25 protein-coding genes, 3 tRNA genes and 2 pseudogenes are annotated in these 20,626 nt (G+C 54.4%); 16 read left to right on the top strand and 14 right to left on the bottom strand.

Translation table 11 applies throughout. The annotated features are described in order from the left end of the window. Positions 1-14: 14 nt before the first annotated feature. Positions 15-404 (bottom strand): helix-turn-helix domain-containing protein, encoded by a 390-nt coding sequence (locus KDX30_RS23435; RefSeq protein WP_231677624.1) that lies wholly within the window; start codon positions 402-404, stop codon positions 15-17. A 428-nt stretch (positions 405-832) separates the two neighbouring features. Between KDX30_RS23435 and KDX30_RS23430 the strand changes: the two genes are divergently transcribed. From KDX30_RS23430 to KDX30_RS23415, 4 genes are all read left to right on the top strand, one after another. Next, the gene (locus tag KDX30_RS23430) at positions 833-1,030 is read left to right on the top strand and encodes a hypothetical protein (protein WP_027898564.1); all 198 of its coding nucleotides are present in this window, start codon (positions 833-835) and stop codon (positions 1,028-1,030) included. 60 nt (positions 1,031-1,090) lie between these two features. Next, a complete protein-coding gene (locus KDX30_RS23425) occupies positions 1,091-3,646 on the top strand; it encodes an excinuclease ABC subunit UvrA (protein WP_231677623.1) in 2,556 nt (851 codons plus the stop codon). 161 nt (positions 3,647-3,807) lie between these two features. Beyond that, positions 3,808-3,893, top strand: a tRNA-Leu gene (locus KDX30_RS23420). Between the two features lie 213 nt (positions 3,894-4,106). Next, on the top strand, positions 4,107-4,865 hold the full coding sequence (locus KDX30_RS23415) for a hypothetical protein (RefSeq protein ID WP_231667473.1): 759 nt from the start codon (positions 4,107-4,109) through the stop codon (positions 4,863-4,865). Positions 4,866-5,145: 280 nt separating this feature from the next. Here the strand turns inward: KDX30_RS23415 and KDX30_RS23410 are convergent. Beyond that, positions 5,146-5,686 (bottom strand): annotated as a pseudogene (locus KDX30_RS23410) (putative metallopeptidase). A gap of 77 nt (positions 5,687-5,763) precedes the next feature. Between KDX30_RS23410 and KDX30_RS23405 the strand changes: the two are divergent. After that, a complete protein-coding gene (locus tag KDX30_RS23405) occupies positions 5,764-6,210 on the top strand; it encodes a hypothetical protein (protein WP_231667474.1) in 447 nt (148 codons plus the stop codon). A 281-nt stretch (positions 6,211-6,491) separates the two neighbouring features. Here KDX30_RS23405 and KDX30_RS23400 read toward each other — a convergent pair whose 3' ends face one another. Both KDX30_RS23400 and KDX30_RS23395 read right to left on the bottom strand, forming a co-directional pair. Continuing rightward, positions 6,492-6,845 (bottom strand): hypothetical protein, encoded by a 354-nt coding sequence (locus tag KDX30_RS23400; RefSeq protein ID WP_231677622.1) that lies wholly within the window; start codon positions 6,843-6,845, stop codon positions 6,492-6,494. A 260-nt stretch (positions 6,846-7,105) separates the two neighbouring features. Next, positions 7,106-7,213, bottom strand: a pseudogene (locus KDX30_RS23395) (tyrosine-type recombinase/integrase); the annotation flags it as partial. A gap of 15 nt (positions 7,214-7,228) precedes the next feature. On the opposite strand from KDX30_RS23395, the gene KDX30_RS29910 reads away from it, so the two are divergent. Together KDX30_RS29910 and KDX30_RS23390 are read left to right on the top strand one after the other, a co-directional pair. Then, complete coding sequence (locus KDX30_RS29910) at positions 7,229-7,699, top strand: PhzF family phenazine biosynthesis protein (protein ID WP_406643972.1); 471 nt, start codon at positions 7,229-7,231, stop codon at positions 7,697-7,699. A gap of 500 nt (positions 7,700-8,199) precedes the next feature. Then, positions 8,200-8,496 (top strand): DUF2388 domain-containing protein, encoded by a 297-nt coding sequence (locus tag KDX30_RS23390; protein WP_122398336.1) that lies wholly within the window; start codon positions 8,200-8,202, stop codon positions 8,494-8,496. A gap of 31 nt (positions 8,497-8,527) precedes the next feature. Here the strand turns inward: KDX30_RS23390 and KDX30_RS23385 are convergent, their stop codons facing one another. Further along, positions 8,528-8,785: a DUF1652 domain-containing protein gene (locus KDX30_RS23385; protein ID WP_231677621.1), complete on the bottom strand. Its 258-nt coding sequence runs from the start codon at positions 8,783-8,785 to the stop codon at positions 8,528-8,530. A gap of 215 nt (positions 8,786-9,000) precedes the next feature. On the opposite strand from KDX30_RS23385, the gene KDX30_RS23380 reads away from it, so the two are divergent. Then, positions 9,001-9,270 carry a superinfection immunity protein gene (locus tag KDX30_RS23380; protein ID WP_027898576.1) on the top strand — a complete coding sequence of 90 codons (270 nt, stop codon included), beginning with the start codon at positions 9,001-9,003 and terminating at the stop codon, positions 9,268-9,270. Between the two features lie 141 nt (positions 9,271-9,411). Here the strand turns inward: KDX30_RS23380 and KDX30_RS23375 are convergent, their stop codons facing one another. Beyond that, a complete protein-coding gene (locus KDX30_RS23375; protein ID WP_027898577.1) occupies positions 9,412-9,594 on the bottom strand; it encodes a hypothetical protein in 183 nt (60 codons plus the stop codon). Between the two features lie 355 nt (positions 9,595-9,949). On the opposite strand from KDX30_RS23375, the gene KDX30_RS23370 reads away from it, so the two are divergent. From KDX30_RS23370 to KDX30_RS23355, 4 genes are all read left to right on the top strand, one after another. Next, positions 9,950-10,213, top strand: coding sequence for a hypothetical protein (locus KDX30_RS23370; RefSeq protein ID WP_099271264.1), 264 nt, complete (start codon positions 9,950-9,952; stop codon positions 10,211-10,213). Between the two features lie 351 nt (positions 10,214-10,564). Continuing rightward, complete coding sequence (locus tag KDX30_RS23365) at positions 10,565-10,807, top strand: hypothetical protein (protein ID WP_231677620.1); 243 nt, start codon at positions 10,565-10,567, stop codon at positions 10,805-10,807. A 428-nt stretch (positions 10,808-11,235) separates the two neighbouring features. After that, positions 11,236-11,703, top strand: a complete 468-nt coding sequence (locus KDX30_RS23360) for a hypothetical protein (RefSeq protein ID WP_231677619.1) — start codon at positions 11,236-11,238, stop codon at positions 11,701-11,703. A 106-nt stretch (positions 11,704-11,809) separates the two neighbouring features. Continuing rightward, positions 11,810-12,283, top strand: coding sequence for a hypothetical protein (locus KDX30_RS23355; RefSeq protein WP_231677618.1), 474 nt, complete (start codon positions 11,810-11,812; stop codon positions 12,281-12,283). A gap of 110 nt (positions 12,284-12,393) precedes the next feature. Here the strand turns inward: KDX30_RS23355 and KDX30_RS23350 are convergent, their stop codons facing one another. After that, positions 12,394-13,227, bottom strand: a complete 834-nt coding sequence (locus KDX30_RS23350; RefSeq protein ID WP_231677617.1) for a helix-turn-helix transcriptional regulator — start codon at positions 13,225-13,227, stop codon at positions 12,394-12,396. A 97-nt stretch (positions 13,228-13,324) separates the two neighbouring features. Between KDX30_RS23350 and KDX30_RS23345 the strand changes: the two genes are divergently transcribed. Then, the gene (locus KDX30_RS23345; RefSeq protein WP_231677616.1) at positions 13,325-14,224 is read left to right on the top strand and encodes an SDR family oxidoreductase; all 900 of its coding nucleotides are present in this window, start codon (positions 13,325-13,327) and stop codon (positions 14,222-14,224) included. A gap of 49 nt (positions 14,225-14,273) precedes the next feature. Here the strand turns inward: KDX30_RS23345 and KDX30_RS23340 are convergent, their stop codons facing one another. After that, positions 14,274-14,906, bottom strand: coding sequence for a LysE family translocator (locus KDX30_RS23340; RefSeq protein ID WP_027898582.1), 633 nt, complete (start codon positions 14,904-14,906; stop codon positions 14,274-14,276). Between the two features lie 219 nt (positions 14,907-15,125). Here KDX30_RS23340 and KDX30_RS23335 point away from each other — a divergent pair, with 219 nt between their 5' ends. Continuing rightward, positions 15,126-15,560 carry an Sbal_3080 family lipoprotein gene (locus KDX30_RS23335; protein ID WP_231677615.1) on the top strand — a complete coding sequence of 145 codons (435 nt, stop codon included), beginning with the start codon at positions 15,126-15,128 and terminating at the stop codon, positions 15,558-15,560. Between the two features lie 31 nt (positions 15,561-15,591). Here the strand turns inward: KDX30_RS23335 and KDX30_RS23330 are convergent, their stop codons facing one another. Beyond that, a complete protein-coding gene (locus tag KDX30_RS23330) occupies positions 15,592-16,305 on the bottom strand; it encodes a hypothetical protein (protein WP_406643973.1) in 714 nt (237 codons plus the stop codon). Positions 16,306-16,671: 366 nt separating this feature from the next. Further along, positions 16,672-16,986, bottom strand: a complete 315-nt coding sequence (locus KDX30_RS23325; protein ID WP_141562250.1) for a hypothetical protein — start codon at positions 16,984-16,986, stop codon at positions 16,672-16,674. A gap of 131 nt (positions 16,987-17,117) precedes the next feature. On the opposite strand from KDX30_RS23325, the gene KDX30_RS23320 reads away from it, so the two are divergent. Both KDX30_RS23320 and KDX30_RS23315 read left to right on the top strand, forming a co-directional pair. Then, positions 17,118-17,408, top strand: a complete 291-nt coding sequence (locus KDX30_RS23320; protein ID WP_099271259.1) for a hypothetical protein — start codon at positions 17,118-17,120, stop codon at positions 17,406-17,408. A gap of 85 nt (positions 17,409-17,493) precedes the next feature. Beyond that, positions 17,494-17,796, top strand: a complete 303-nt coding sequence (locus tag KDX30_RS23315) for a hypothetical protein (RefSeq protein ID WP_164581908.1) — start codon at positions 17,494-17,496, stop codon at positions 17,794-17,796. 154 nt (positions 17,797-17,950) lie between these two features. Here KDX30_RS23315 and KDX30_RS23310 read toward each other — a convergent pair. From KDX30_RS23310 to uvrC, 4 genes are all read right to left on the bottom strand, one after another. Further along, positions 17,951-18,024: transfer RNA gene (locus KDX30_RS23310), tRNA-Cys, on the bottom strand. A 46-nt stretch (positions 18,025-18,070) separates the two neighbouring features. Beyond that, positions 18,071-18,146: transfer RNA gene (locus KDX30_RS23305), tRNA-Gly, on the bottom strand. Positions 18,147-18,209: 63 nt separating this feature from the next. After that, positions 18,210-18,770 (bottom strand): CDP-diacylglycerol--glycerol-3-phosphate 3-phosphatidyltransferase, encoded by a 561-nt coding sequence (gene pgsA, locus KDX30_RS23300; protein ID WP_027898587.1) that lies wholly within the window; start codon positions 18,768-18,770, stop codon positions 18,210-18,212. 32 nt (positions 18,771-18,802) lie between these two features. Next, positions 18,803-20,626, bottom strand: coding sequence for an excinuclease ABC subunit UvrC (gene uvrC / locus KDX30_RS23295; RefSeq protein WP_231667482.1), 1,824 nt, complete (start codon positions 20,624-20,626; stop codon positions 18,803-18,805).

Below are 20,626 nucleotides of genomic sequence, written 5' to 3'. Positions count from 1 at the left end.
AACTCAGTAGCGTGCTACTTTTCTTCCTCGACATTCGGGTCGCCGACGCTTCCTTCAGGGCTGATGGCAGCCGGGCTGCTGGATAGCTCCTCTATAGTCGACACAAAGTGCCGCACCGCTTGCTGGATTTCGACCAGCAGCAACTCAGAATTGATGGGCGCGGATTCAACTTTACTGAATGCGCTGTCAATCTGGACACGCGCTGAACGACGGCTGGTGAGCACGAACAAAACGTCTACTCCCGCCGCTGCCAGGGCAGCGAGATAGTCGGCTCTGGGCGCACGCTCTCCGCTTTCATACTTGCCCTGCGCATTGGCGGCGACCCCACCCAGCTCGCCCATTGATTTCTGGGACAGCCCCAGACGCTTGCGCTCCTGCCTTAGTCTTCTACCGATTTCGATCATGGATCTGCTTGCTCCCTGTCAAGCTCGTGAGTGGGTCAGGAAAAAACGGATTAAACAGCCAATCTCAAAACCCACACAATAGGCCTGGAGACCGTAGGACCATTCCTACGTGATTCACCGAAACGCCCTATCAAAAAGAAGGCATTGAATGCACTTTCTGTAGGATCTGCCGAAGGCTGCGAGGCGGACACTCTGAGATACAACCATCCATCGCAGCCTTCGGCAGCTCCTACAGATCAATCGTCTACCTGTTCGTGACATCGCACGACTTAAATGGAGGACCGTGAAAGCGGCCAGCGGGTTTGAACTGATTGATCATCAGCCGACGAAGCGCATGTATCGGCACATGGATGCATTGGATTGAACGATCAGCAGCGCTCCCTGATCGTAATCCTGTGACCTTTAGCCTCAAACTCTGGACGACCCAAATGCCTCAAGACAAACGCGACCTCCCAGGCAACAATCTCAACGACCCCGAGCAGCACCCGGCGGACATTGCTGACCATCAGGAGCGCACTGAAGAAACCCGCGAAGAACAGGCGCAGACCGGTGGTCAGCAGGACGATCAGGGGCATGCGCCAAAGGTCCCTGGCGCAAACGCCCACGCGCCGAAAGACACTGATTAATCAACTCAAGCAACAGGCGTGGGCCGTGCCGTCGCCTTTATTCAATGACAAGGCTGGACGATGACTTCACAGCACACCCCTCCCGACAAAAAGACCCTCTCCGTCGCTGCACCTCAGCAGCACAACGGTTTCGTGCGAGTACGCGGCGCACGCGAACACAACCTGAAAAACGTCGACGTGGATGTGCCCCGTGATGCGCTGGTGGTGTTCACTGGCGTCTCCGGCTCCGGCAAGTCTTCGCTGGCGTTCTCGACGCTGTATGCCGAGGCACAGCGTCGTTACTTCGAATCGGTCGCGCCTTATGCGAGAAGACTGATCGATCAGGTTGGCGTGCCCGATGTGGACTCCATCGAGGGCCTGCCACCGGCGGTAGCCCTGCAACAGCAACGTGGCACGCCAAGCACCCGCTCCTCGGTGGGCAGTGTAACGACGCTGTCGAGCCTGATCCGCATGCTGTACTCCCGCGCGGGGAGTTATCCCGCCGGACAGTCGATGCTCTATGCCGAGGACTTCTCACCCAATATGCCCCAGGGCGCGTGCCCGCAGTGTCATGGTTTGGGTCGGGTCTTTGAGGTGACTGAGCAATCGATGGTCCCCGATGATTCGCTGACCATTCGCCAGCGAGCCGTCGCCTCGTGGCCCACGGCATGGCAGGGCCAGAATCTGCGGGATATTCTCGTCACCCTTGGCTACGACGTGGACATTCCATGGCGCGATCTGCCGAAGAAGCAGCGTGACTGGATTCTGTTCACCGACGAACAGCCCACCGTGCCGGTGTACGGTGGGCTGACACCTGCGGAAACCCGCAAGGCTCTGAAACAGAAACTTGAACCCAGCTATCAAGGCACTTTCACCGGAGCGCGTCGCTACGTGCTGCACACCTTCACCCACTCGCAAAGCGCCCTGATGAAGAAGCGCGTCGCCCAATTCATGATCGGCAGCCCGTGTGCCCTGTGTGACGGCAAGCGGCTGACGCAGGCAGCGCTGTCAGTGAAGTTTGCCGGTTTCGATATCGGTGAACTGGGCCAGATGTCTCTGCTGCAACTGGCTGAGGTGCTACGTCCTGTGGCTGCCTCCGATGCGCCACTTGAAGACGACCTGTCCGTCGAGAAACGCATTGCTGCGCAACGGATCGCTCAGGACCTATTGGCGAGAGTCAGTACCCTGACCGACCTGGGTCTTGGCTATCTGGCGCTGGAACGCAGTACGCCCACCCTGTCGTCCGGGGAACTGCAACGACTGCGCCTGGCTACCCAGCTCGGCTCGCAATTGTTCGGCGTGATCTACGTGCTGGACGAACCCTCTGCCGGGCTGCACCCCGCTGACGGCGAAGCGCTATTCAGCGCCCTGCAACGCCTCAAAGCTGCTGGTAATTCGCTGTTTGTGGTCGAACACGATCTGGAAACCATGCGCCGCGCCGACTGGTTGATCGATGTCGGCCCGGCGGCAGGCGAGCACGGCGGGCGCGTTCTCTACAGCGGTCCGCCCGCCGGGCTCGCCAAAGTCAAAGAGTCGCAAACCCGGTTGCACCTGTTTGCCGAGCACAAAACAGGCAAGCCCAAGCGACGCAAAGCAACCGAATGGCTGAAGCTCGAAGGCGTCACCCGTAATAACCTGAACAGCCTCAACGCTGCATTTCCGCTGGGCTGTTTTACCTCGGTCACGGGTATTTCCGGCTCGGGCAAATCCAGTCTGGTCAGCCATGCGCTGCTGGAACTGGTCGGCTTGCATCTGGGGCATGCTACTGAAAATACCGAAAGCGACGCACCGAGCCTGGAGGATGACGCTCCGCAATCCGCCAGCGGCAAGGTTGCGAGCGGACTGGACGCCATTCGCAGACTCGTCAAGGTCGACCAGAAGCCCATCGGCCGAACCCCACGTTCCAACCTCGCCACTTACACGGGCCTCTTCGATCAGGTGCGCAAGCTGTTCGCGGCTACGCCAGCGTCCCGCAAGAAAGGCTACGACGCAGGTCAGTTTTCATTCAACGTCGCCAAAGGCCGATGCCCGGTCTGTGAAGGCGAAGGTTTTGTCAGTGTTGAATTGCTCTTCATGCCCAGCGTGTACGCGCCCTGCTCCACCTGCCAAGGTGCACGCTACAACCCTGAAACCCTGACCATCACCTGGCAAGGATTGAACATCGCCGAAGTACTTCGCCTCACCGTGGATGACGCAGTAGCGCTGTTCAAAGACGAAACCGCGGTACTAAGGCCTCTGACCGTGCTACGCGATATTGGCCTGGGTTATCTGCGGCTGGGGCAACCCGCGACAGAGCTGTCGGGCGGCGAAGCGCAACGCATCAAGCTCGCCACCGAGCTACAACGCACTCAGCGCGGAGCAACGCTGTACGTTCTGGATGAACCCACCACTGGGCTGCATCCCACCGACGTCGATCGCTTGCTGAAACAACTCAACCTGCTGGTGGATGCCGGCAACAGCGTCGTGGTTGTCGAACACGAAATGCGCGTCGTGGCGCAAAGTGACTGGGTCATCGACATCGGTCCTGGCGCGGGTGATCAGGGCGGCGAGATCGTCGCCGCCGGGACACCAGAGCACGTTGTGAAGGTTGCAGCCAGCAAAACTGCGCCATTCCTGAGGCAGGTCCTGAACGGCTAATTCGATCCGCATATCGTGTGCGAACCAAGGGCCTTGGTCACGAACAGACAAGGCCCGCCTGTTTTTCTGGCCCGAAACGCAAGATCTTGTCTTATTTCAATATCTTGCGGGCTTGCTTCAGATGGGTTGGGTGTATATATTCCCTGCTCTTCAGCGCTACCGCCCCGATGGCGAAATTGGTAGACGCAAGGGACTTAAAATCCCTCGTCCTTTGGACGTGCCGGTTCGACCCCGGCTCGGGGCACCATTTCTGATCAAGGGCTTACGCTGGTTTCTGGCGTAGGCCCTTGTTGTTTAAATTGCCGCAATTCTAGAATCTTGCCGCAATTCTCGATTTTCCAAACCCATCCCGGCGTCCTGCCGACTAAAACCAAACCCCAAAACCTTCTACTCGTCACCCGGGCCTGTCCGGAATCGCGCCGCTCGATTACTGTATATTCAAACAGTATAACGAGCAGTAATGATGCAACCCGTCAAACCCCCAAGCCACACTGAGGAGTGGTATCGATCATGCTGGAACGCCAGCGCCTGGACCAACCCCAGTACCAACTACCGGTACCTGATGAGGTTTGCTGACAACTTATTAAAGATGGGAAGCGTCGACGAAATGGAGCGATTCGAAATGCTTGAGCTGGCAACTGGCGCGTTCTGTCATCACATCGAGGAAGCTCCGCCCGCCTGGAGAAACCCAGCCGCGGACTATGACATCTACGACGAAGCCGGTCTCCAGACCGGCAGCCTCAGCGGGAACCGGGTATTTCTTCACGAACCAGGTATGAAGCCGGGACCTATGGAGTTCTTCGCCCAGATCCACGAAGCAGAGGGAGACAGGCCCGTTATCACCAGAACCTACGCTCAATATGGCGTCTTCACGGATCGCTACATTTTCACCGAGACTGGCCAAAAGCTCACGCTGGTAGAGACAGGGAAGTTGGTTGACGGGAAGATGATCAAGCGCTTGGATGATCCTGACACCTACAGATCAATCATTGATGCCGGGCTGATCGCGCTGGAGGAAGGCGACATGGTCCGTTACGTCGCGCTGTGGGAGCGGGAGCAATTCTCAATTTTTAGGCAGTGTTCGAGTTGCTGCGACCGCTTCGAACTCCGCGAGGATTGCCATTCCTGCAAAGGCATGGGTTTCATAGAGGATCCGCTCTGTCCGAGCGGGCTGCCGCAAAGCAACGCTGCCCACAGAACATCTTTGAAGAAGACGTGACGTACAGGCTTCAACGTCAGCTTGGCCTTCGCCGCCCAGACCGGAGCCCTCGACAGGGTATTCGCGTAGTAATGAGTCGCTCCGCCGCTTGGATCCGGATAAGCGCCATTCATTACTGCCATGGCCACCATCACCGCCTTGGCCATTCCCCCCAACAGGAATCTTCTTAGCTCCAATGAGATATGGATTGTTCGGAGCGTTCTTGTTCCAGCAACTGCACTGATACTACTTCTGGCATACACCCTTATATGGGTCTATTCCGTCAAGGTCCTGTCAAGGATCAGGCCGATCTAAGCAGACAGGTTCCGCAGGCCCTCGATATGTTCAATTTACCCACCTCAGCAGGCTTGTTTGCTGAATCCACGAGAGTCTGAACGTCAGGGCTCGCAATGTAGCGCGAAGCACGCCAACGAACTCTTCAAGGCCATGACCGCGCATCTCAAACTTGGGCTGACCGTCCTGCTTGAACTTGGGTGCGCCGTACTGATCTATGGCCTGGGCGGTGTGATAAAGCTCGTGCTCAACCAGTCACTCACCTGTTGTTTCATCCGGGCTTTCTGCCAGCCCCCGGCGCGGAACATGACCTGCTCAGCTTGCCCGAGGAGAATGCGGCCTTGTTTGACGTAACTGGAAGACGCCCACATCACCTGGATGTCAGAGTCTATTAGATGGGCGTGATTTTCGTTATGGATGCTAGCGGACTCAGCGAGTATCTCGGCTTGCAGCCATTCCCACAATTCGGGCGCTGGCGTCAGACGTATACCGCAATCGGCCAGGTCCGAAAGCTCAAGCAATGATGCTGAAGGCATTGGTCTGTCCACCGCCACACCTTTGAGCTTGAAATAGTGGCTGGTTGCCGGTATTGGTGTCGGCTTTTACCAGTAAGGACGCTCATCCTATGTCACTCATAAAAAACACCTCGCTGACTGCTTGCATTCTCGGCTTGTCATTGCTCAGCGGATGCGCTGTAGGACCGCAACCTACGTGGACCAATTTAGGTCCCGGTGCAATTGCTGCCCAAATTGGCTACATGAGCTGTTATAGCGATGCCAACATAATTGACGGCGAGCGCAAGGTTGGTACTTTGTGCGCCACCCCAACATCCGGATTTATGGGTGATGGCGAGCCTACAGTGATCGGTCAGATGGGCTACGCGCAGAAATACACAATTCCGTTCAGCAAGACATTGGCCGGTTTCGAGTTGCCCTTCGACGACAAGAAGGGAATATTGAAATGCGAACCAATGAAAAATGAATCAACCAAGGCTCTACCGGAAAGCTTCTGCACACTCACAATAAATGGTCAGCACTTGGTTAGCGCCAAAATCATCTTCGAACGAAAGTGATACTCCGCGTGCCGCACTAACCCTGCGGCACACCCCACTTAACAAAGGCTGGAGATCGGAAGTGAGTGATCAGTATCTTCCCATCGGGTTTGCGCTCCAGCGTGGTGTGTTCAGAGCGTCGGTAGCGGCGATATGACAGCTGGATGTTCTGCGAACTATAGTCTCATAGTTTAAAAGTGGCGACTTGTTTAGCATAACTTTTCGCCCCAGGAATTCGTGACTCTTTTAAGTAGTCTTCGAGTTCCTTTTTACTTTTTTCATCTAATAAATATTCTATCGCATTAGCAATGCAGAAACCCCGGGACATACCCCTTGCTCACAACGTTAGAGTCTCTATCCATTGCTTCCGGTTCCTCCCCGCGGGAGTACTCTTGCTCTTCTTGGATTCCGCTCATTAGTTTGTGTTTATTTATAGAGTATGATTTCAGCTCGCCTGCTCTTTCTGAAAACAGGCTTTCAAGCGATGTGACGTCTAAGCCGGACCTATTGACAGCGTCGGTATCCAGGCGATTGACTATATCTTCGTAATCTTCTAACACCTTCAGTTTGAGCTCTTTTTTTAACTCGTCTACTATTTTTTTGTATGGTGATGAAAGAACCAAATCTTTTACTGATTTTGAATTGATGTTCACCATGTATCTACTCCTTTAATGATCCTAGTTAAACCTGATCAAACACGCCTGAGTTGATCGACTGCTTCATACTCCCACGGCATGAGTGATAGTAAGTTAGATCTATTATGTACCCGACCCCGCCATTCCGCTGAGGAATCTGATTATGATGGAGCTCCATAGACACATTTTTTTCAGATATCTCCAACGCCTTACGATTAACTACTTCAACTTTAATTTTAGAAACTTGCCCTCTTGTCATTCGAACCATGTTAGCTCGTGAGTATGCAGTTTTCCAGATACCCCCGCCATCGAGCTGGGTTCTCCCCCGTCCGGAGGTTTCTGGATTTGGCAGCGTCCAGCACGTGTTCTAGCTGCCCACGCACCTCGTCGCAGCGTACCTGTCTGTGAGTCCTGATCAAATAGAGATCGCCACTCATGTCCCACAAGTTGCATCCGTAGGCTTGCCATTCATTATTGTCGAGCTAAAGAGCCAGGAAGCGTTAAGGCAATGCGTCCCGAATCTCGCGGAGTTCAGGCTTACAGTGCCTGTGAGCGGAGCTACCTCGATTTACGCGTATACGAAAGTCTCGGGAGGCTTGGATGACACCGCTGATGTCAATCTGGAGGCTCGGACTTTCACTAATCGTATGACCGAAGATCCTGGAACAGGTAGCGCAACGGCTGCAACCGTTGCGTTGCTCGCGAGCTTGTACTCCAGGAAGAAAATGACAGCTCGTGTAGTGCAAGGAGTAAGTGTAGGACGGCCAAGCGTTATCAATGTGCGATACATCGACGATGGTACGGAAGAGGTCAGAATTTCCGGCGAGTGCGTCACTATCATGCAAGGTAAATTTTCGCTCAAGGGCGATGACTAGCCAAATGATCCTGAGCTTGCGCCGGACATGTCTTGTGCAGTTAGACATACGGCCAAACTTTCAAACCTCAATCGTGAGCTGCGTAGGTCAGGGTGATAGTGCCGAGTATCTCCAAGCGGTCGCAGTCACCTTAATCTCCCAAGCTTAAAGCTCTCCGCAAACCTGCAAATAGCCTCAGCACGTAGTGATCAATTCGAGGTGACACACCTCATAGCCCGGCACCCTCCCCGAATGAGTCGCCCTGACCTTTGAAAGCCGTGTGCTCAGGCAAGTGAAACTGGTCAGCCAGGATGCGCTTGCACGATCATACAACTCACCATGCCATTGCTACACCGCGCTTTCTCGCCGGTTTCATGATCAAGGTGGTCCCTCCAGCGCAATGATACGAGTTGTAAAGTGTGTGTCTGTGGGTCCAGCCAGGCACCAGACTTTTCGTATCTTGTGATTACCACCTCATGCTATTGTGCCATCCCCAAAAAATGCACTGGACGTATTGAAGAATGAACTCATGGAAGGCTGTGGTAATAGCTCTGGCAACCTTGACCGGCGCCCAGGTAGAGGCCGCTGAATACATCCGTTTAAGTACGGTCGGGACGTCTTTGGCGACCTTAATGTCATCCGAAAAAATCGCTGATTTTTTCACGCCTGCCCGTGACGACGCTCTGGCTTTTATTGGCTCAGATGGCGATATCCGTGGTGCGCAGTTTGAACAGGCTGTTCAGCACTACCGCTCGACTGCCAACCAGCCTCTGATGTCTGACCTTCAACTGGCTCAGGCCATTGCTGCAAACTACTGATTGGCCCTCCCGCGGGCTTTTCGTGCCTGCTCTACGCCAGTCGCTTCATGGACAGGTCCATCTTGCCCATAAGGTCTCTTTGCTCTCTCAATGAGAGCACCAACCTGGCGATGGATCTGCTGGTGGAAAGCTCAGCCAAAGGCACCGCCGCAAGATACAACTCGATGTCGCCCGATTGGGGATTGATGAGCTTCAACGAGAAGCAGTCGTTTGCACCGATGACGCATTCGCACCTCGAGGGCAAGAACGCTGTTTCAAAAATTCGCTGGATGTCTGATTTTAGATACATCGTGCGTACTCCACTGGCTCAGTAGTTTGGTCAAGAGTAGACAATCCAACGCCGATTTATTTCCCGTCTTCAAGTAGACCCGCCAAGCACCGGGCTTTTTCATTTAGTCTATCGACCCGATAGATTCTTTTAGAGCCGGGTTATCTGCACCGCACGCCCATAGTGATGTCATAACGCCTCTACCTGTGCGACGATCACTTTATAAGGCGCTTTGGATGCATATCTTCAACTTGGCCCTGCTGATACTTCTACTTACGCTCAGCTACTTGTGTCGAAATGGCGAAGGCCTGGGGGCTACTACCGCAAACCTTTTGTTCATCACCAGCGCTGTCGGGCTGTATTTCTACCCTTACCTCTACGCCATCTCTCACAGGCTTGAAATCAGCAATTCAATCTTCAAGCTGAATCTGCTGTCGGGATGGACCGGAATTGGCTGGCTGGCGGCTTATTATCGTGTTTTGGTTTTCAACATGGAGAGCAGATAAAACAGCAAATTCTTGCGCTGAACCAGTCATTCTTCACAACGTTTTCACATAGAGCCTCGTAATCTAATCGCAGGCTCTATCAGGCCTTGGCCCGCTTTCCCCCATCGCGGGCTTTTCTTTGCCTGGCATTTAGCGTCCTTGTCAGCCGCCCTCCTCTTGATCTTCCTTGTGCAAATCCACAACCAGATTCGCCGCCTCTTCTTCTGACTCCAGATAATGAAGCGATCCGTCGTGACTTTTCACTTCGATCAGGGCCTCTAGATCCGGGCGGCGATGCTCGCTTGGGATTTCCTCGCCTTTGAGCATTTTCAGTGTGACTGCCATGAGCGTTCCTCCCTAAAAGAAAAACTGACAGGGAGAGCCGCCGACAATTCAACCGGCCTGGTGTGATTCTGACAGCCAGAATCGCGCGGGCTGCTGCCCCCTCTCTTCTACCGCCGCCACCGGTCGATCGTCGAACGCGATGTAAATGTAATGCTTTGTGGAGCGCACGAGCACTGCGAGGCAGCGATGGCGGTTAGCCTGATGCACCGCTATCGCGGCCTCGCGTTGCTCGTGCGCTCCTACAGGTCCACCGTTTGGTAACCTTGGCGAGCAACTTGAAGGCCCTATATCCCTGGCCTATGCTCGAAACTGATGATCCATGAGGGATCAGTTTTTCACGCTTAGGGGAAAGATAATGAGCAAATTCATTCTGTCGGCAATAACGGCTGTCTTCCTGGTGGGCACGGCAGTACCGCTCGCCTTCGCTGAGAGCGAACTGGAAAAAGGCATTCGGCATGATAATCGTGAACTGGACAAGGGCGTCGAGCACGATGGAAAGGAACTGGATAAAGGTGTGAAGCACGACGCCGACGAGGTTGATAAAGGCGCCAAACATGATGACAAAGAGCGGCACAAGGCCGACAAGCATATCGACAAAGAGATCAAAAAGGACCTCTGAACCAGAGGCGTAAGCCCGCCATCATGCGGGCTTGTTTATATTTTTCATTATGATTGTCAAACGATTAGACCGGGACTTAGAATGCGTCGCCCTGGACTGCCGATGCGATACTGGCTCAGGGCAGCATTTTAAATCAAGGGCTTACACAGGTTTCTGGCGTAAGCTCTTATTGTTTCCGGGCCTCGACAACCTTGCTGATCCAATAAGATGTCCAGGCTGAACTGCACCGATTCAACCTCAGCCGCGACTCAGCCCTTTTCTCGCTAAATATCGAGCGCCTATTCAAAATACAATTTGGCGCGTCTCCGCCCTCTGAACTATAGAGGTCGACTTTGAAAGGACCAGACAGGCATGACCAGGGATAATCAGGAACTTCGGGATGCACTTATATCGGCAGCGTTTCTGCTCAAGTGGTCTTCCGCGGACCTGCACAAGAAAGCTCGGGATTTAGAGGCTACCGGTAATCAGACGGAAGCTGATGCCATAAGGGAAATCGTCAATAACTATGAAGCTTCCGAAGCGAGCCTTCTCAGCTTTGCAGATGAGGTAAAAGCCGGCCGAATTACTCGGGAACCAGCCGAAGAGCCTCGTTAGTCCCACACGAAGATCATCAGACCATCGCTATTCGCGCGCCCGAAGCCAGTCGCGAATAGCGATCAAGCGCTGGTCTCTCAACAAGCGCCTGGCTGAATACCACCCTTATTGAAATCCTTCAGACGCTCACGCTCTTCCTTGGTGGAATGCGCGGGTGTGTCATCCTTTGGCGGTTCTTTCTTTTCGTCAGTCATTTCACTGTCCTCATGGTGGGTGCTGTTTTGGCAGCTTGAGGGCGCGGCAGTTCAAACTGTCGATAAGCGTCCGGCCGATTCACGTTTGGAACTCCAGCCTCAAGAGCGATTGTGGGCCAGTGCCCCCCACATGGATTGGCAGAGTGCCTCTCTGTTGTGTCAGGCTATGTCGTTTTTATCCTTGGCTTCTGGTTTCGCCAGGGGATTTTTCATGCTCAGGACGAGTCATTCAAGATGTTGATGAAGCTGGCGCCCAAGAAACGGCGCAACGCACGTAACTTGTATCTGGGTATCGCTGCGGTGGTACTGATTGCCGGGATTGGACGCTATTTCGCGTTCAAGGCCGAGCAGGAGAACGAGGCCCAACAGGCGCTGCTGGTCGAGCGGCTGGCCCGGCTGGACGCGACCCTGCCAAAACAGCTGGATGCAATAACCACCCTTGAGTACGTCGGCTTGATGTACAGCGACACTATCATTTACCGCTACAGGATCGACCTGGAAGCAAGCAGCCTCTCGGAGGAACGCAAGGTCAGCATGGAGGCGAAAATACGCCTTGGTCTAGAGCAATTGGCCTGCAAGGAACCGCAGTTGTTGGCGATGATGCGAAGGTTCAAGATTCATCAAGAGCATTACTACCTCGCGAGAAACAGCAAACTCTTCACCATTGATCTTCGCGCTGAACAGTTGAACTGCCCAAATTGATGCCGTTATGCAACGCTGAGATCGATGAGTGGTTTCTTTACAGTCCGATGCACTGCAAGCCGATTCGATGCTTGTGGCTATTCTCCTTCGATTAAAGCTGAACCCCATGAACAAGACCGAATGGCAAACCCTTGTAGTCAGAGTTAAAAAGTTTCTCGCGATTATCGTTTCGCTCTTTCTCGTAGGCTTTTTCATCTATGCATACCTGCACAAACCGGAATTTCCTTCTGAGATAGTCCTCACGCAAGACTTCATTTCGGGGCAGTCGATCTACGTCGTTCAGGATGCCAGAGATCCTGATGAGCCCAAAAACCTGAGTTTCTACGTCAAAGACGGCCGCGGAAGGAGTGAAGAGACAATGAAGGTGCGCCTCGGCAAAACCCCGCCCTTCCTGGTCTCGGACACTGACTTGAAAGACGTGGTCATCCAGCGTGTCTCCAACGGCCTGCACATCAAACTCAAAGGCGCAGTCTCGGATTACCGGAGCGACCTTTACATGGAGGACGGCGACACCTACACCACCTACCGCGTGAGCCTTGAACAAGTCGAAACGCGGCCGCCTTTGCCGAGCGGTCGGTGAGCTTGTTTCAGCCAGGCAACCAATGCGCAGACAGTCAGGGCAATGCCGAGCACTTCTTATACCAGGCCGGCGCCGGTCAACCGGCGATGATCCGGGAAATTGATCTCATGTCAGTTGGCTCCCGAAGCTTGAATAAGTGCACGGATCCGATCGGCATCCGCCGTCGTCATGGGGCTGTAAACAATCATGCCCAGGTCTGGGCGCCCTTCTACAGCAAAGCCGGAATATTCGAGCTCGATCAATCCGAGGGTTTCGTGGCGGAGGCGTTTGACTCCGTCGCCATGGACACGCACATCATTGTCACGCCAGAACGAAGCAAACTCAGGGCTTAGTGCACAGAGCTCCTCTACAAGCCTGGTGACTTCGGAATGGGCACCGGCACGAATCGCGTCTGCCCTGAATGCACCGACCACAAACCTGGCCGTTGCTTCCCAGTCAAGTTGACCCGCGCGGATCTTGGGGCTGCAGAAAATCAGCCGCAGGATATTGCGCTGTTCAACCGGCAATCTCCCGTAGTCGGTGAGTACGGTCGCTGCGGCACGGTTCCAGGCAAGCACATCCCATGTCGCGCTTTTGATAATGGCCGGGCTGGTCTCGAAACTGTCCAGCAGACGTTGCAGCCGTGGTGTAACACCCTCAGATGGCTTGTAAACCACTTCTGGCGGGTGTCCAAAAGCGAGCAGGAAAACGTGCTCGCGTTCGGAGTCGGTTAACAACAGACTCTCGACAATCCGGTTCAACACTTGGGCAGACGGGCTACCGCCCCGCCCTTGCTCAAGCCACGTATACCAGGTTGGGCTGATGTTTGCCCGGGCCGCGACTTCCTCACGACGTAGACCGGGCGTGCGACGTCGGCCTGTCGGTAATCCAAGAGCTGAGGGATCAATACGACCCCGGCAATCTTTCAAGTAAAGTCCAAGCGCGTTATTCGACGGGTCCGGCATATTTATCCCAGTAGTATTTATACCCTGATAATGTCCCTGCTTTTACAGGATGCAGCTTAAGCGCACTGTATCGAATCAGCACATAGAGAATTCGATCATGCGTATTTTTTTAACCGGTTCAACAGGGTTTATTGGCTCCCATGTCGCGGCGGATCTCATTGCATCAGGGCATCAGGTAATAGGGCTGACGCGTTCCGAGTCAGGCAGGCAAGCGCTGACAGCAATAGGTGCGCAGGCTTACAGGGGAGATATCGAAGACCTGCACAGTTTGCAACGTGCCACTGGTGAATGCGATGGCGTAATCCATACCGCCTTCGATCACAACTTTGCGAACTTCGTGGAAAACTGCCAGAAAGATCGACGTGCAATCCTTGCTCTCGGTGCAGCGCTCGAAGGCAGCGACCGCCCGCTGATCATTACATCAAGCACGGCAATGGGCTCGACAGTCCCCGGGCCAAAAGCGCTCGAGCACTGTTTTAATCCTGACCATCTCAACCCAAGGGTGGCCTCGGAACTGGCGGGGCTTGAACTGTATCAGCGCGGGGTTAACGTCTTAGTCATGCGCCTTTCCCAGATTCACGACACCAGAAAGCAGGGCCTGGTAACGGAAGTCATTGAGTTAGCCCGCAAGACTGGAATATCTGCCTATATCGAAGGCGCACTCAATAGCTGGTCCGCAACGCATATCGACGACACGGCGCAGCTATATCGGCTTGCCCTGGAAAGGCAGGAATCAGGTTCGCGCTATCACGCCACCGCTGAAGAGTCTGTTTCGTTCAGAAGTATCGCTGAGATGATCGCCCATAAGTGGCGGCTGCCGTTAGTTGCTGTGCAAGCCGAAAACGCAGCCGCTCATTTTGGCTGGCTAAACCCTTTCGTCAGTAAAGACATGTCCGCTTCCAGCACCCGGACCAGAGAGGTCTTGCAATGGAATCCACAAGGGCCAACGCTTCTGACTGACGTGGAGAATATGCGGGACGACAGCCTGGAAAACTAGCGCTGTCGCCCCTCGATTTAGCCGGGTTATAGGTATATGCGCATATCGCTTACTTGTCGGACACCAGCGCCAATCGACAAGCCAAGCCGATAAACACGGCGCCCAGAAGTTGATTAAGCGCCTTCGCAATCCGGGCATTTGCTGAAAGTTTGCTCCCTAACTTACTCGCCAGGACGATCACGGAACCGTTCACGAACAAACCAATGACGTTCAGGATGGTCGCGAATATCAGCATCTGGGCAATCACCGATCCTTTAGTTGGATCGACGAATTGTGGAAACAGAGCCAGAACGAACAGTGCCATTTTCGGATTAAGCAGATTGGTGAATAATCCTTGACGAAAGATGCGGGCAAGCGGCGTCGACGCGAGGCTTCCGCTGGCCACAAGCGGCGAGGCGGTACTGGTAAAAGCCTTCCATGCGAGAAATGCCAGATAGGCGGCACCTGCGAATCGGACAACATCGTAGGCAGTGGGCACAGCAATCAGTAACTGTGACAGTCCCAAGGCCGCCGCCAGCGCATGACAGTAAGTCCCTGCCTGAATGCCCGCCAGCGAAACAAATCCCGATGCCCTGCCCTGACTCATGCTCCGGGATGCGATCAACAACATGTCCGGGCCGGGTGTCAGGGTGAGCGCAAGGCAAGCGCCTGCAAAAAGTAACGCTACCGAAAAGTCGATCATCAGGTTCCATTCCATGGGGCAAGGTTGGCGGCCTACAAGCAGTGCGCATATTACTGGATTGTCAGGTTCACGTTTACACGAAATGTCTATTTAACCTCGCCGCCCTATTCTACCCAGAGCAGACATGGCACTATGCCGCCCCGCCGCGAACTCATGGGGCGTATTACTTTGAAGCACCCCACCAATAGGGGTTTGCACTCCAGGAAGGAACCGGTTTTGATGAAGGCATTGGCAAGTGGTTTTGTACTCGTAGGACTGGGCGTATTGAGTGGCTGCACGTCGATTGAAGTCGAGCCGCTTACGGTGCGCCCGACGAATATCTGCATTGAGCAGAATCCCAAAGTGCTGGTCACGGATTTTGTCCCAGTGGTGCAACGCGGGCTCTCGGACCGCGGTATCAGCTCCGAAGTCTATACCCAGGTGCCGGCAAGCTGCGCCTACCGGCTGACGTATGTCGCGTATCGCACGTGGGATATCGTGCCGTATCTGTCCAGCGCAGATCTGGAGATATGGGACAGCGAAAAACGTCGATTGGGTGCCGCGCATTACTACCTGCGGGGCAAAGGCGGATTATCAATGATGAAGTGGCAAGGGACGGAAACCAAGATGGCGCCCGTGCTTGATGAGCTATTGAAGAATATGCCTGCAAAGTAAGTATTGCCGGGCCGGATAACAGCCCGGATTACTACTGCACCGGCAGAAAATTCATCAGTAATAAACTTTGCGCGTAATTAAGGCCGATACGCCGGTAACGCTCATCCAGAATCTGCGCCAGCAAATCCAGCCGCGCGACTATCTTGCCAAACTCAACGGCGAAACTCAGATTACTGGTCTGGTCGGATATTTCATTGGAAAACAGCAACAGCACACCATTGGCATCCTGACGCTGACTGAGCAGCCAGGTGGCTTTTTCGATATTGCGCGCGGCGTTGCTGACAAACTGCGGATTGATGGAGTCCGTCACATAGAACTCGGTGCGACCACCGTGAGCGGTGATCAGCATGCTGCCTATCGCGTAGATGAATGCTCCAACACGATCGCCGCGAAACTCCGGACTCAAGGAATAGCTCAGCGCCGCCAAGTCACGGCGATCCCCAAGAGCGGGCAACGGCTGACGCTGTTCGATGGCCTGATGAATCGCCCGCGCAGCACTGACCTCATCGGTATAGCCCGATTGACGCCACTGGGCAGGATTGCGCATGTAAAGCTTGTTCATCAGCAAATACAGACTTTGCAGATTATCGTGCATGCCTAACGTAGCCATACGGTCAACGCTGGTCTGGAAGATCTCGTCAGGTTTGCCTTTGCTGAATTGATTTGCGATATCGCGGCCCTGCTGCTGGCTACAACCGCAGACACCCAGCAGAAAAACCACCGCCAGCACGAGCGGCTGGCGCATCCATTGAGTGAAACATGCGGGTAATGTGCGATCCATCGGCACCAGGTCTGATTCGCTGTCCGCGCGGGAAATCAGCGCGGTCGGGACAGACATAGATCGGGAAAATCAAGAAAAGTGCGATATGAGGGCCAGATTGTTGGAACAACCCCGCGAATCAGGCGTGCGCCTGAAACGATTGAAATGCACTTTCTGCAAAAAATGCATCTGAGAGACGTGACCACCCTACCCAGCGGTAACCAATCCAAAGGCCGCTACGGTGGAGTTATACCTCTCGGACCGCCTCAGCATTCGCACTAGTCCGGCGCACGCCATCAGCGCGTACCAGATGCAGAAATGCTTGTGCGCATCAGAGCCGTTTTTTTAAAATCAGGCCACGCACGCAGTGGCTAAGCGAGGCTCTTTGAGCCTCACTACATTTTCATTGCTTATGTAGCAGTGCCACCTCAAAAATGCCTGCTCCTGGCGTGATTGAGCAATCCGCCACTCGCAGCTGCCAATGCTACTGATCGGCAATGACATCATTTCCGCCGTGGCAAGGTTGAGCTGGGATAATAGGTCCCGGCTGTCTTCAGCAAATTTTCTTTTAAGGACCATTTTTGGTTTTTTCTTAAAAATGAAACAACTGAGACCACAAAAAACGGACTCTGCACTCGAATTTCTTAGATTCAGACGACTGGTCATGGCGCGAGCACATTTCGAGCGATGAGCAGGTTAAAAAACGTCCACCTTTGGACCAGGAGCGGACACTACAGGATCGTCGCTCGCAGCCATGTTATGGTGAGTTACTACAAGGTAACGGACGAAAATCAAACATGGATCTGATTCACCTCACGCCTGCGACCCATCACATTACGGATGGCTACTGGCAGCTTCTTCGCGCGGGAGATGGCTCAATCTATGTCCTCGTCAACTGCGAGGCGTCCTTCTTGAGTTACGAATCCCTGATTAAGCTCAACGACGAGGAATTGCGGGACTACCATGGCCTGGGCTGGCTATCCATTCAGCACCTGGCTAACCGAATCAATTATTTCGTCAGCGAATACAGTGACCGCCGGATCACGGGCCCTCTGTTCGACGCAGCCATTCAGGCCTCCTGGCACTAAACATCGGGACGGAATGCCAGTGGCAGTCATGCAGGTCGAGTAGCAGCTTCTGGCTTCACCCAATCCTTATTGATCGAGGTTACTGATGATTAACCCGAAACAGGCTCTCAACAAAATAGAGGATCTTCTCAGCGCTGCACGCGGGACAGACGACCTGTTTCTGCATGCTGCGGCATTCAGCGCGATATCTATCCTCACGAAAGGACTGGATGAGTATTTTAAGGAACGCGCTCCATACGCTGCCGAAAACATCGAACGGCTGCGCTCTCACGCATCAGCAATGCTCGGATACGACATCACTGTCGGGCACAGTACAGAGCAGCACCACGTGTGGGCGCTATCTGCAATCTCGGGCCTCAACGAAGCGCTCGACAAACTCGAAAGATAAAGACGGCAGAGGCATCGCACTGAACGCGCCCTGGAGTACCACGATCAGGTCGATGAGGGCGAGATAGAGAAACCAGCTCTGGTGGCAGTGATGGCTTCGCCAATTCGAAAGCAATAAAAAACCCGAAGACGTTAATCTTCGGGTTCTTTAATAGTGGAGGCCGAGGTCGGAATCGAACCGGCGTAAGCGGATTTGCAATCCGCGGCATAACCATTTTGCTACTCGGCCTCAAACATCCAGTGCTCAAACAACAAACACTCAATGTGTACAAACTTGGAGCGGGAAACGAGACTCGAACTCGCGACCCCGACCTTGGCAAGGTCGTGCTCTACCAACTGAGCTATTCCCGCATCTTGGTGACGGGCGCTATTCTATACATTCAAACCGCGCCGTCAACCCTTTGTTTTAAAAACTTATTTTTTATCAGCGGTGGTTTTCAGATGCGGCCATGCTGCTCTCAGGTATTGCAGCATCGACCACAAAGTCAGGCCTGCAGCGAGAATCAGCAACACGTAACCCAGCACCACCCAGAATGTGAACGCGGGTGGATTAGCCAGCAGGATGACCAGCGCCAGCATTTGTGCGGCGGTCTTCCATTTGCCCAGGTTCGATACCGCCACCTGCGCCCTGGCGCCCAATTCGGCCATCCATTCGCGCAAAGCGGAAATAACGATCTCACGGCCGATAATCACCGCCGCAGGCAACGTCAGCCATAGATTGGCGTGGGCCTGAACCAGCAACACGAGCGCCACTGCAACCATCAGTTTGTCCGCGACGGGATCGAGAAACGCGCCAAACGGCGTGCTCTGCTCCAGACGGCGAGCCAGATAACCATCGAGCCAGTCGGTCGCCGCGGCAAAAGCGAAGACGCTACTGGCTGCCATGTAGCTCCAGTGGTACGGCAGATAAAACAGCAGAATGAAGATCGGAATCAGGAGGACACGTAGAACGGTGATCAGATTAGGGATATTCATCGGCACAACTTGCTACGAGGTGAGCGGGCATTCTACTCGCTGTGCAGGTTCGCATAAATCGACTCTGCAAGCTTTTTACTTATTCCGGGCGCTTTTGCGATTTCTTCGATGCTGGCGCGGGACAATTCCTGCAAACCACCAAAGTGCTTGAGCAGGTCACGACGCCGTGTCGGCCCTACTCCGGCAACGCCTTCAAGACTCGAAGTGCGCCGTGTCTTGCCGCGTCGTGCCCGGTGTCCAGTAATTGCAAAACGGTGAGCTTCGTCGCGAATCTGTTGAATCAGGTGCAACGCCGGAGAATCCCCCGGCAGGGTAAATTCGTGAGCGGAATCATTCAGGTACAGGGTTTCAAAGCCTGCCTTACGGGTCGTACCTTTGGCAACACCCAACAGGATCAGATCAGGCACTGCCAGCTCATTCAATACATCCCGGGCCATGGACATCTGCCCTTTACCGCCGTCAACCAGCAGAATATCCGGCAACTTGCCCTCGCCTTCTTTCAGCTTGCTGAAACGTCGGGTCAATGCCTGGTGCATGGCAGCATAGTCGTCCCCCGCCGTAACGCCCTCAATGTTGTAGCGGCGATAATCCGATTTGATCGGCCCTTCAGGACCAAATACCACGCAGGAAGCCACTGTAGCTTCACCACTGGAGTGGCTGATGTCATAGCACTCAAGGCGCAGCGGCGGCTCATCGAGTTTCAGAACCTTCTGCAGTGCATCGAATCGAGCTGCTACATGCTGACGATTGGCGAGCCGCGCCGCCAACGCCTGTTCCGCGTTGGTCACTGCCATCTGCTGCCAGCGGGCACGGGTGCCACGAACGCGGTGGCTGATCACCAGTTCGCGACCTCGAGACTCTTCAATGGCATCGATCAAGGTCGGGAAATCGTCATGCAGCACATTGACGATGATTTCAGCTGGCAACTCACGATCAACGCCGCCAAGGAAATACTGCGACAGGAAGGCCGACATGACCTCGCCCACCTCCTCCTCGATACCGACCTGAGGGAAGAAGTTCTTGCTACCCAGCACCCTGCCCCCGCGCACGCTGATCAGATGCACACAAGCGCCGCCGGGGTTGACGAAGGCAGCGACGACGTCGACGTCACCCGTGCCGCCTTCCATGCTCTGTTGATCCTGAACCCGGCGCAGCAACGCAATCTGGTCACGCAACTCGGCAGCCTGTTCAAAATCCAGACTCATGGCGGCTTTTTCCATCAGTGCGTTCAACTCGTCAGTCAGCGTGTTACTGCGACCTTCGAGGAACATCACCGAGTGGCGCACATCTTCCGCGTAAACCTCCGGCTCCACGAGACCGACACACGGCCCCTTGCAGCGCTTGATCTGATATTGCAGGCACGGTCGGGTGCGGTTCTTGTAGAAGCTGTCTTCACACTGACGAACCAGAAAGGTCTTCTGCATCAAGCTCAGGCTTTCCCGTACCGCTCCGGCACTGGGGTAAGGGCCGAAATAACGACCTTTGGGTTTCTTGGCGCCGCGATGAATACTTAGACGCGGAAAGTCACCATCCGACAGATAGACGTAGGGATAGGACTTATCATCGCGCAGCAGAATATTGTAAGGCGGACGCCATTCTTTGATCAGCGTCTGCTCAAGCAGCAGCGCCTCGGTTTCGTTGGCGGTGATCGTGGTTTCAATCTGGGCGATCCGCGAGACCAATGCACTGGTCTTTGGCGCGTGGCCGGTCTTGCGAAAGTAACTCGCCAGGCGGTTTTTCAGATTCTTGGCTTTGCCGACGTACAGTAGCCGCGCCTCGGTATCGAACATGCGATACACGCCAGGACGGCCACTACAGGTTGCAAGAAAGGCACTCGGGTCAAACGATGGGTTCAT

This window comes from Pseudomonas quasicaspiana, from assembly GCF_021147825.1.
GTDB lineage: Bacteria > Pseudomonadota > Gammaproteobacteria > Pseudomonadales > Pseudomonadaceae > Aquipseudomonas > Aquipseudomonas quasicaspiana.
The sequence above is the reverse complement of the archived record's forward strand: the minus strand, read 5'-3'. Positions and strand labels throughout refer to the sequence as shown.

Excerpts from the sequence above, each read along its gene's own strand:
- KDX30_RS23385 (WP_231677621.1), bottom strand. The coding sequence starts at position 8,785 with ATGTATCTAAAATCAGACATCCAGCGAATTTTTGAAACAGCGTTCTTG.
- KDX30_RS23405 (WP_231667474.1), top strand. The coding sequence starts at position 5,764 with ATGTCACTCATAAAAAACACCTCGCTGACTGCTTGCATTCTCGGCTTG.
- KDX30_RS23430 (WP_027898564.1), top strand. The coding sequence starts at position 833 with ATGCCTCAAGACAAACGCGACCTCCCAGGCAACAATCTCAACGACCCC.
- KDX30_RS23340 (WP_027898582.1), bottom strand. The coding sequence starts at position 14,906 with ATGATCGACTTTTCGGTAGCGTTACTTTTTGCAGGCGCTTGCCTTGCG.
- KDX30_RS23425 (WP_231677623.1), top strand. The coding sequence starts at position 1,091 with ATGACTTCACAGCACACCCCTCCCGACAAAAAGACCCTCTCCGTCGCT.
- KDX30_RS23380 (WP_027898576.1), top strand. The coding sequence starts at position 9,001 with ATGCATATCTTCAACTTGGCCCTGCTGATACTTCTACTTACGCTCAGC.
- KDX30_RS23365 (WP_231677620.1), top strand. The coding sequence starts at position 10,565 with ATGACCAGGGATAATCAGGAACTTCGGGATGCACTTATATCGGCAGCG.
- pgsA (WP_027898587.1), bottom strand. The coding sequence starts at position 18,770 with ATGAATATCCCTAATCTGATCACCGTTCTACGTGTCCTCCTGATTCCG.
- KDX30_RS23375 (WP_027898577.1), bottom strand. The coding sequence starts at position 9,594 with ATGGCAGTCACACTGAAAATGCTCAAAGGCGAGGAAATCCCAAGCGAG.
- KDX30_RS23335 (WP_231677615.1), top strand. The coding sequence starts at position 15,126 with ATGAAGGCATTGGCAAGTGGTTTTGTACTCGTAGGACTGGGCGTATTG.
- KDX30_RS23320 (WP_099271259.1), top strand. The coding sequence starts at position 17,118 with ATGGATCTGATTCACCTCACGCCTGCGACCCATCACATTACGGATGGC.
- KDX30_RS23435 (WP_231677624.1), bottom strand. The coding sequence starts at position 404 with ATGATCGAAATCGGTAGAAGACTAAGGCAGGAGCGCAAGCGTCTGGGG.
- KDX30_RS23350 (WP_231677617.1), bottom strand. The coding sequence starts at position 13,227 with ATGCCGGACCCGTCGAATAACGCGCTTGGACTTTACTTGAAAGATTGC.
- KDX30_RS23345 (WP_231677616.1), top strand. The coding sequence starts at position 13,325 with ATGCGTATTTTTTTAACCGGTTCAACAGGGTTTATTGGCTCCCATGTC.
- KDX30_RS23330 (WP_406643973.1), bottom strand. The coding sequence starts at position 16,305 with ATGCGCCAGCCGCTCGTGCTGGCGGTGGTTTTTCTGCTGGGTGTCTGC.
- KDX30_RS23400 (WP_231677622.1), bottom strand. The coding sequence starts at position 6,845 with ATGGTGAACATCAATTCAAAATCAGTAAAAGATTTGGTTCTTTCATCA.
- KDX30_RS23415 (WP_231667473.1), top strand. The coding sequence starts at position 4,107 with ATGATGCAACCCGTCAAACCCCCAAGCCACACTGAGGAGTGGTATCGA.
- KDX30_RS23360 (WP_231677619.1), top strand. The coding sequence starts at position 11,236 with ATGTTGATGAAGCTGGCGCCCAAGAAACGGCGCAACGCACGTAACTTG.
- uvrC (WP_231667482.1), bottom strand. The coding sequence starts at position 20,626 with ATGAACCCATCGTTTGACCCGAGTGCCTTTCTTGCAACCTGTAGTGGC.
- KDX30_RS23370 (WP_099271264.1), top strand. The coding sequence starts at position 9,950 with ATGAGCAAATTCATTCTGTCGGCAATAACGGCTGTCTTCCTGGTGGGC.
- KDX30_RS23390 (WP_122398336.1), top strand. The coding sequence starts at position 8,200 with ATGAACTCATGGAAGGCTGTGGTAATAGCTCTGGCAACCTTGACCGGC.
- KDX30_RS23315 (WP_164581908.1), top strand. The coding sequence starts at position 17,494 with ATGATTAACCCGAAACAGGCTCTCAACAAAATAGAGGATCTTCTCAGC.
- KDX30_RS23325 (WP_141562250.1), bottom strand. The coding sequence starts at position 16,986 with ATGACCAGTCGTCTGAATCTAAGAAATTCGAGTGCAGAGTCCGTTTTT.
- KDX30_RS23355 (WP_231677618.1), top strand. The coding sequence starts at position 11,810 with ATGAACAAGACCGAATGGCAAACCCTTGTAGTCAGAGTTAAAAAGTTT.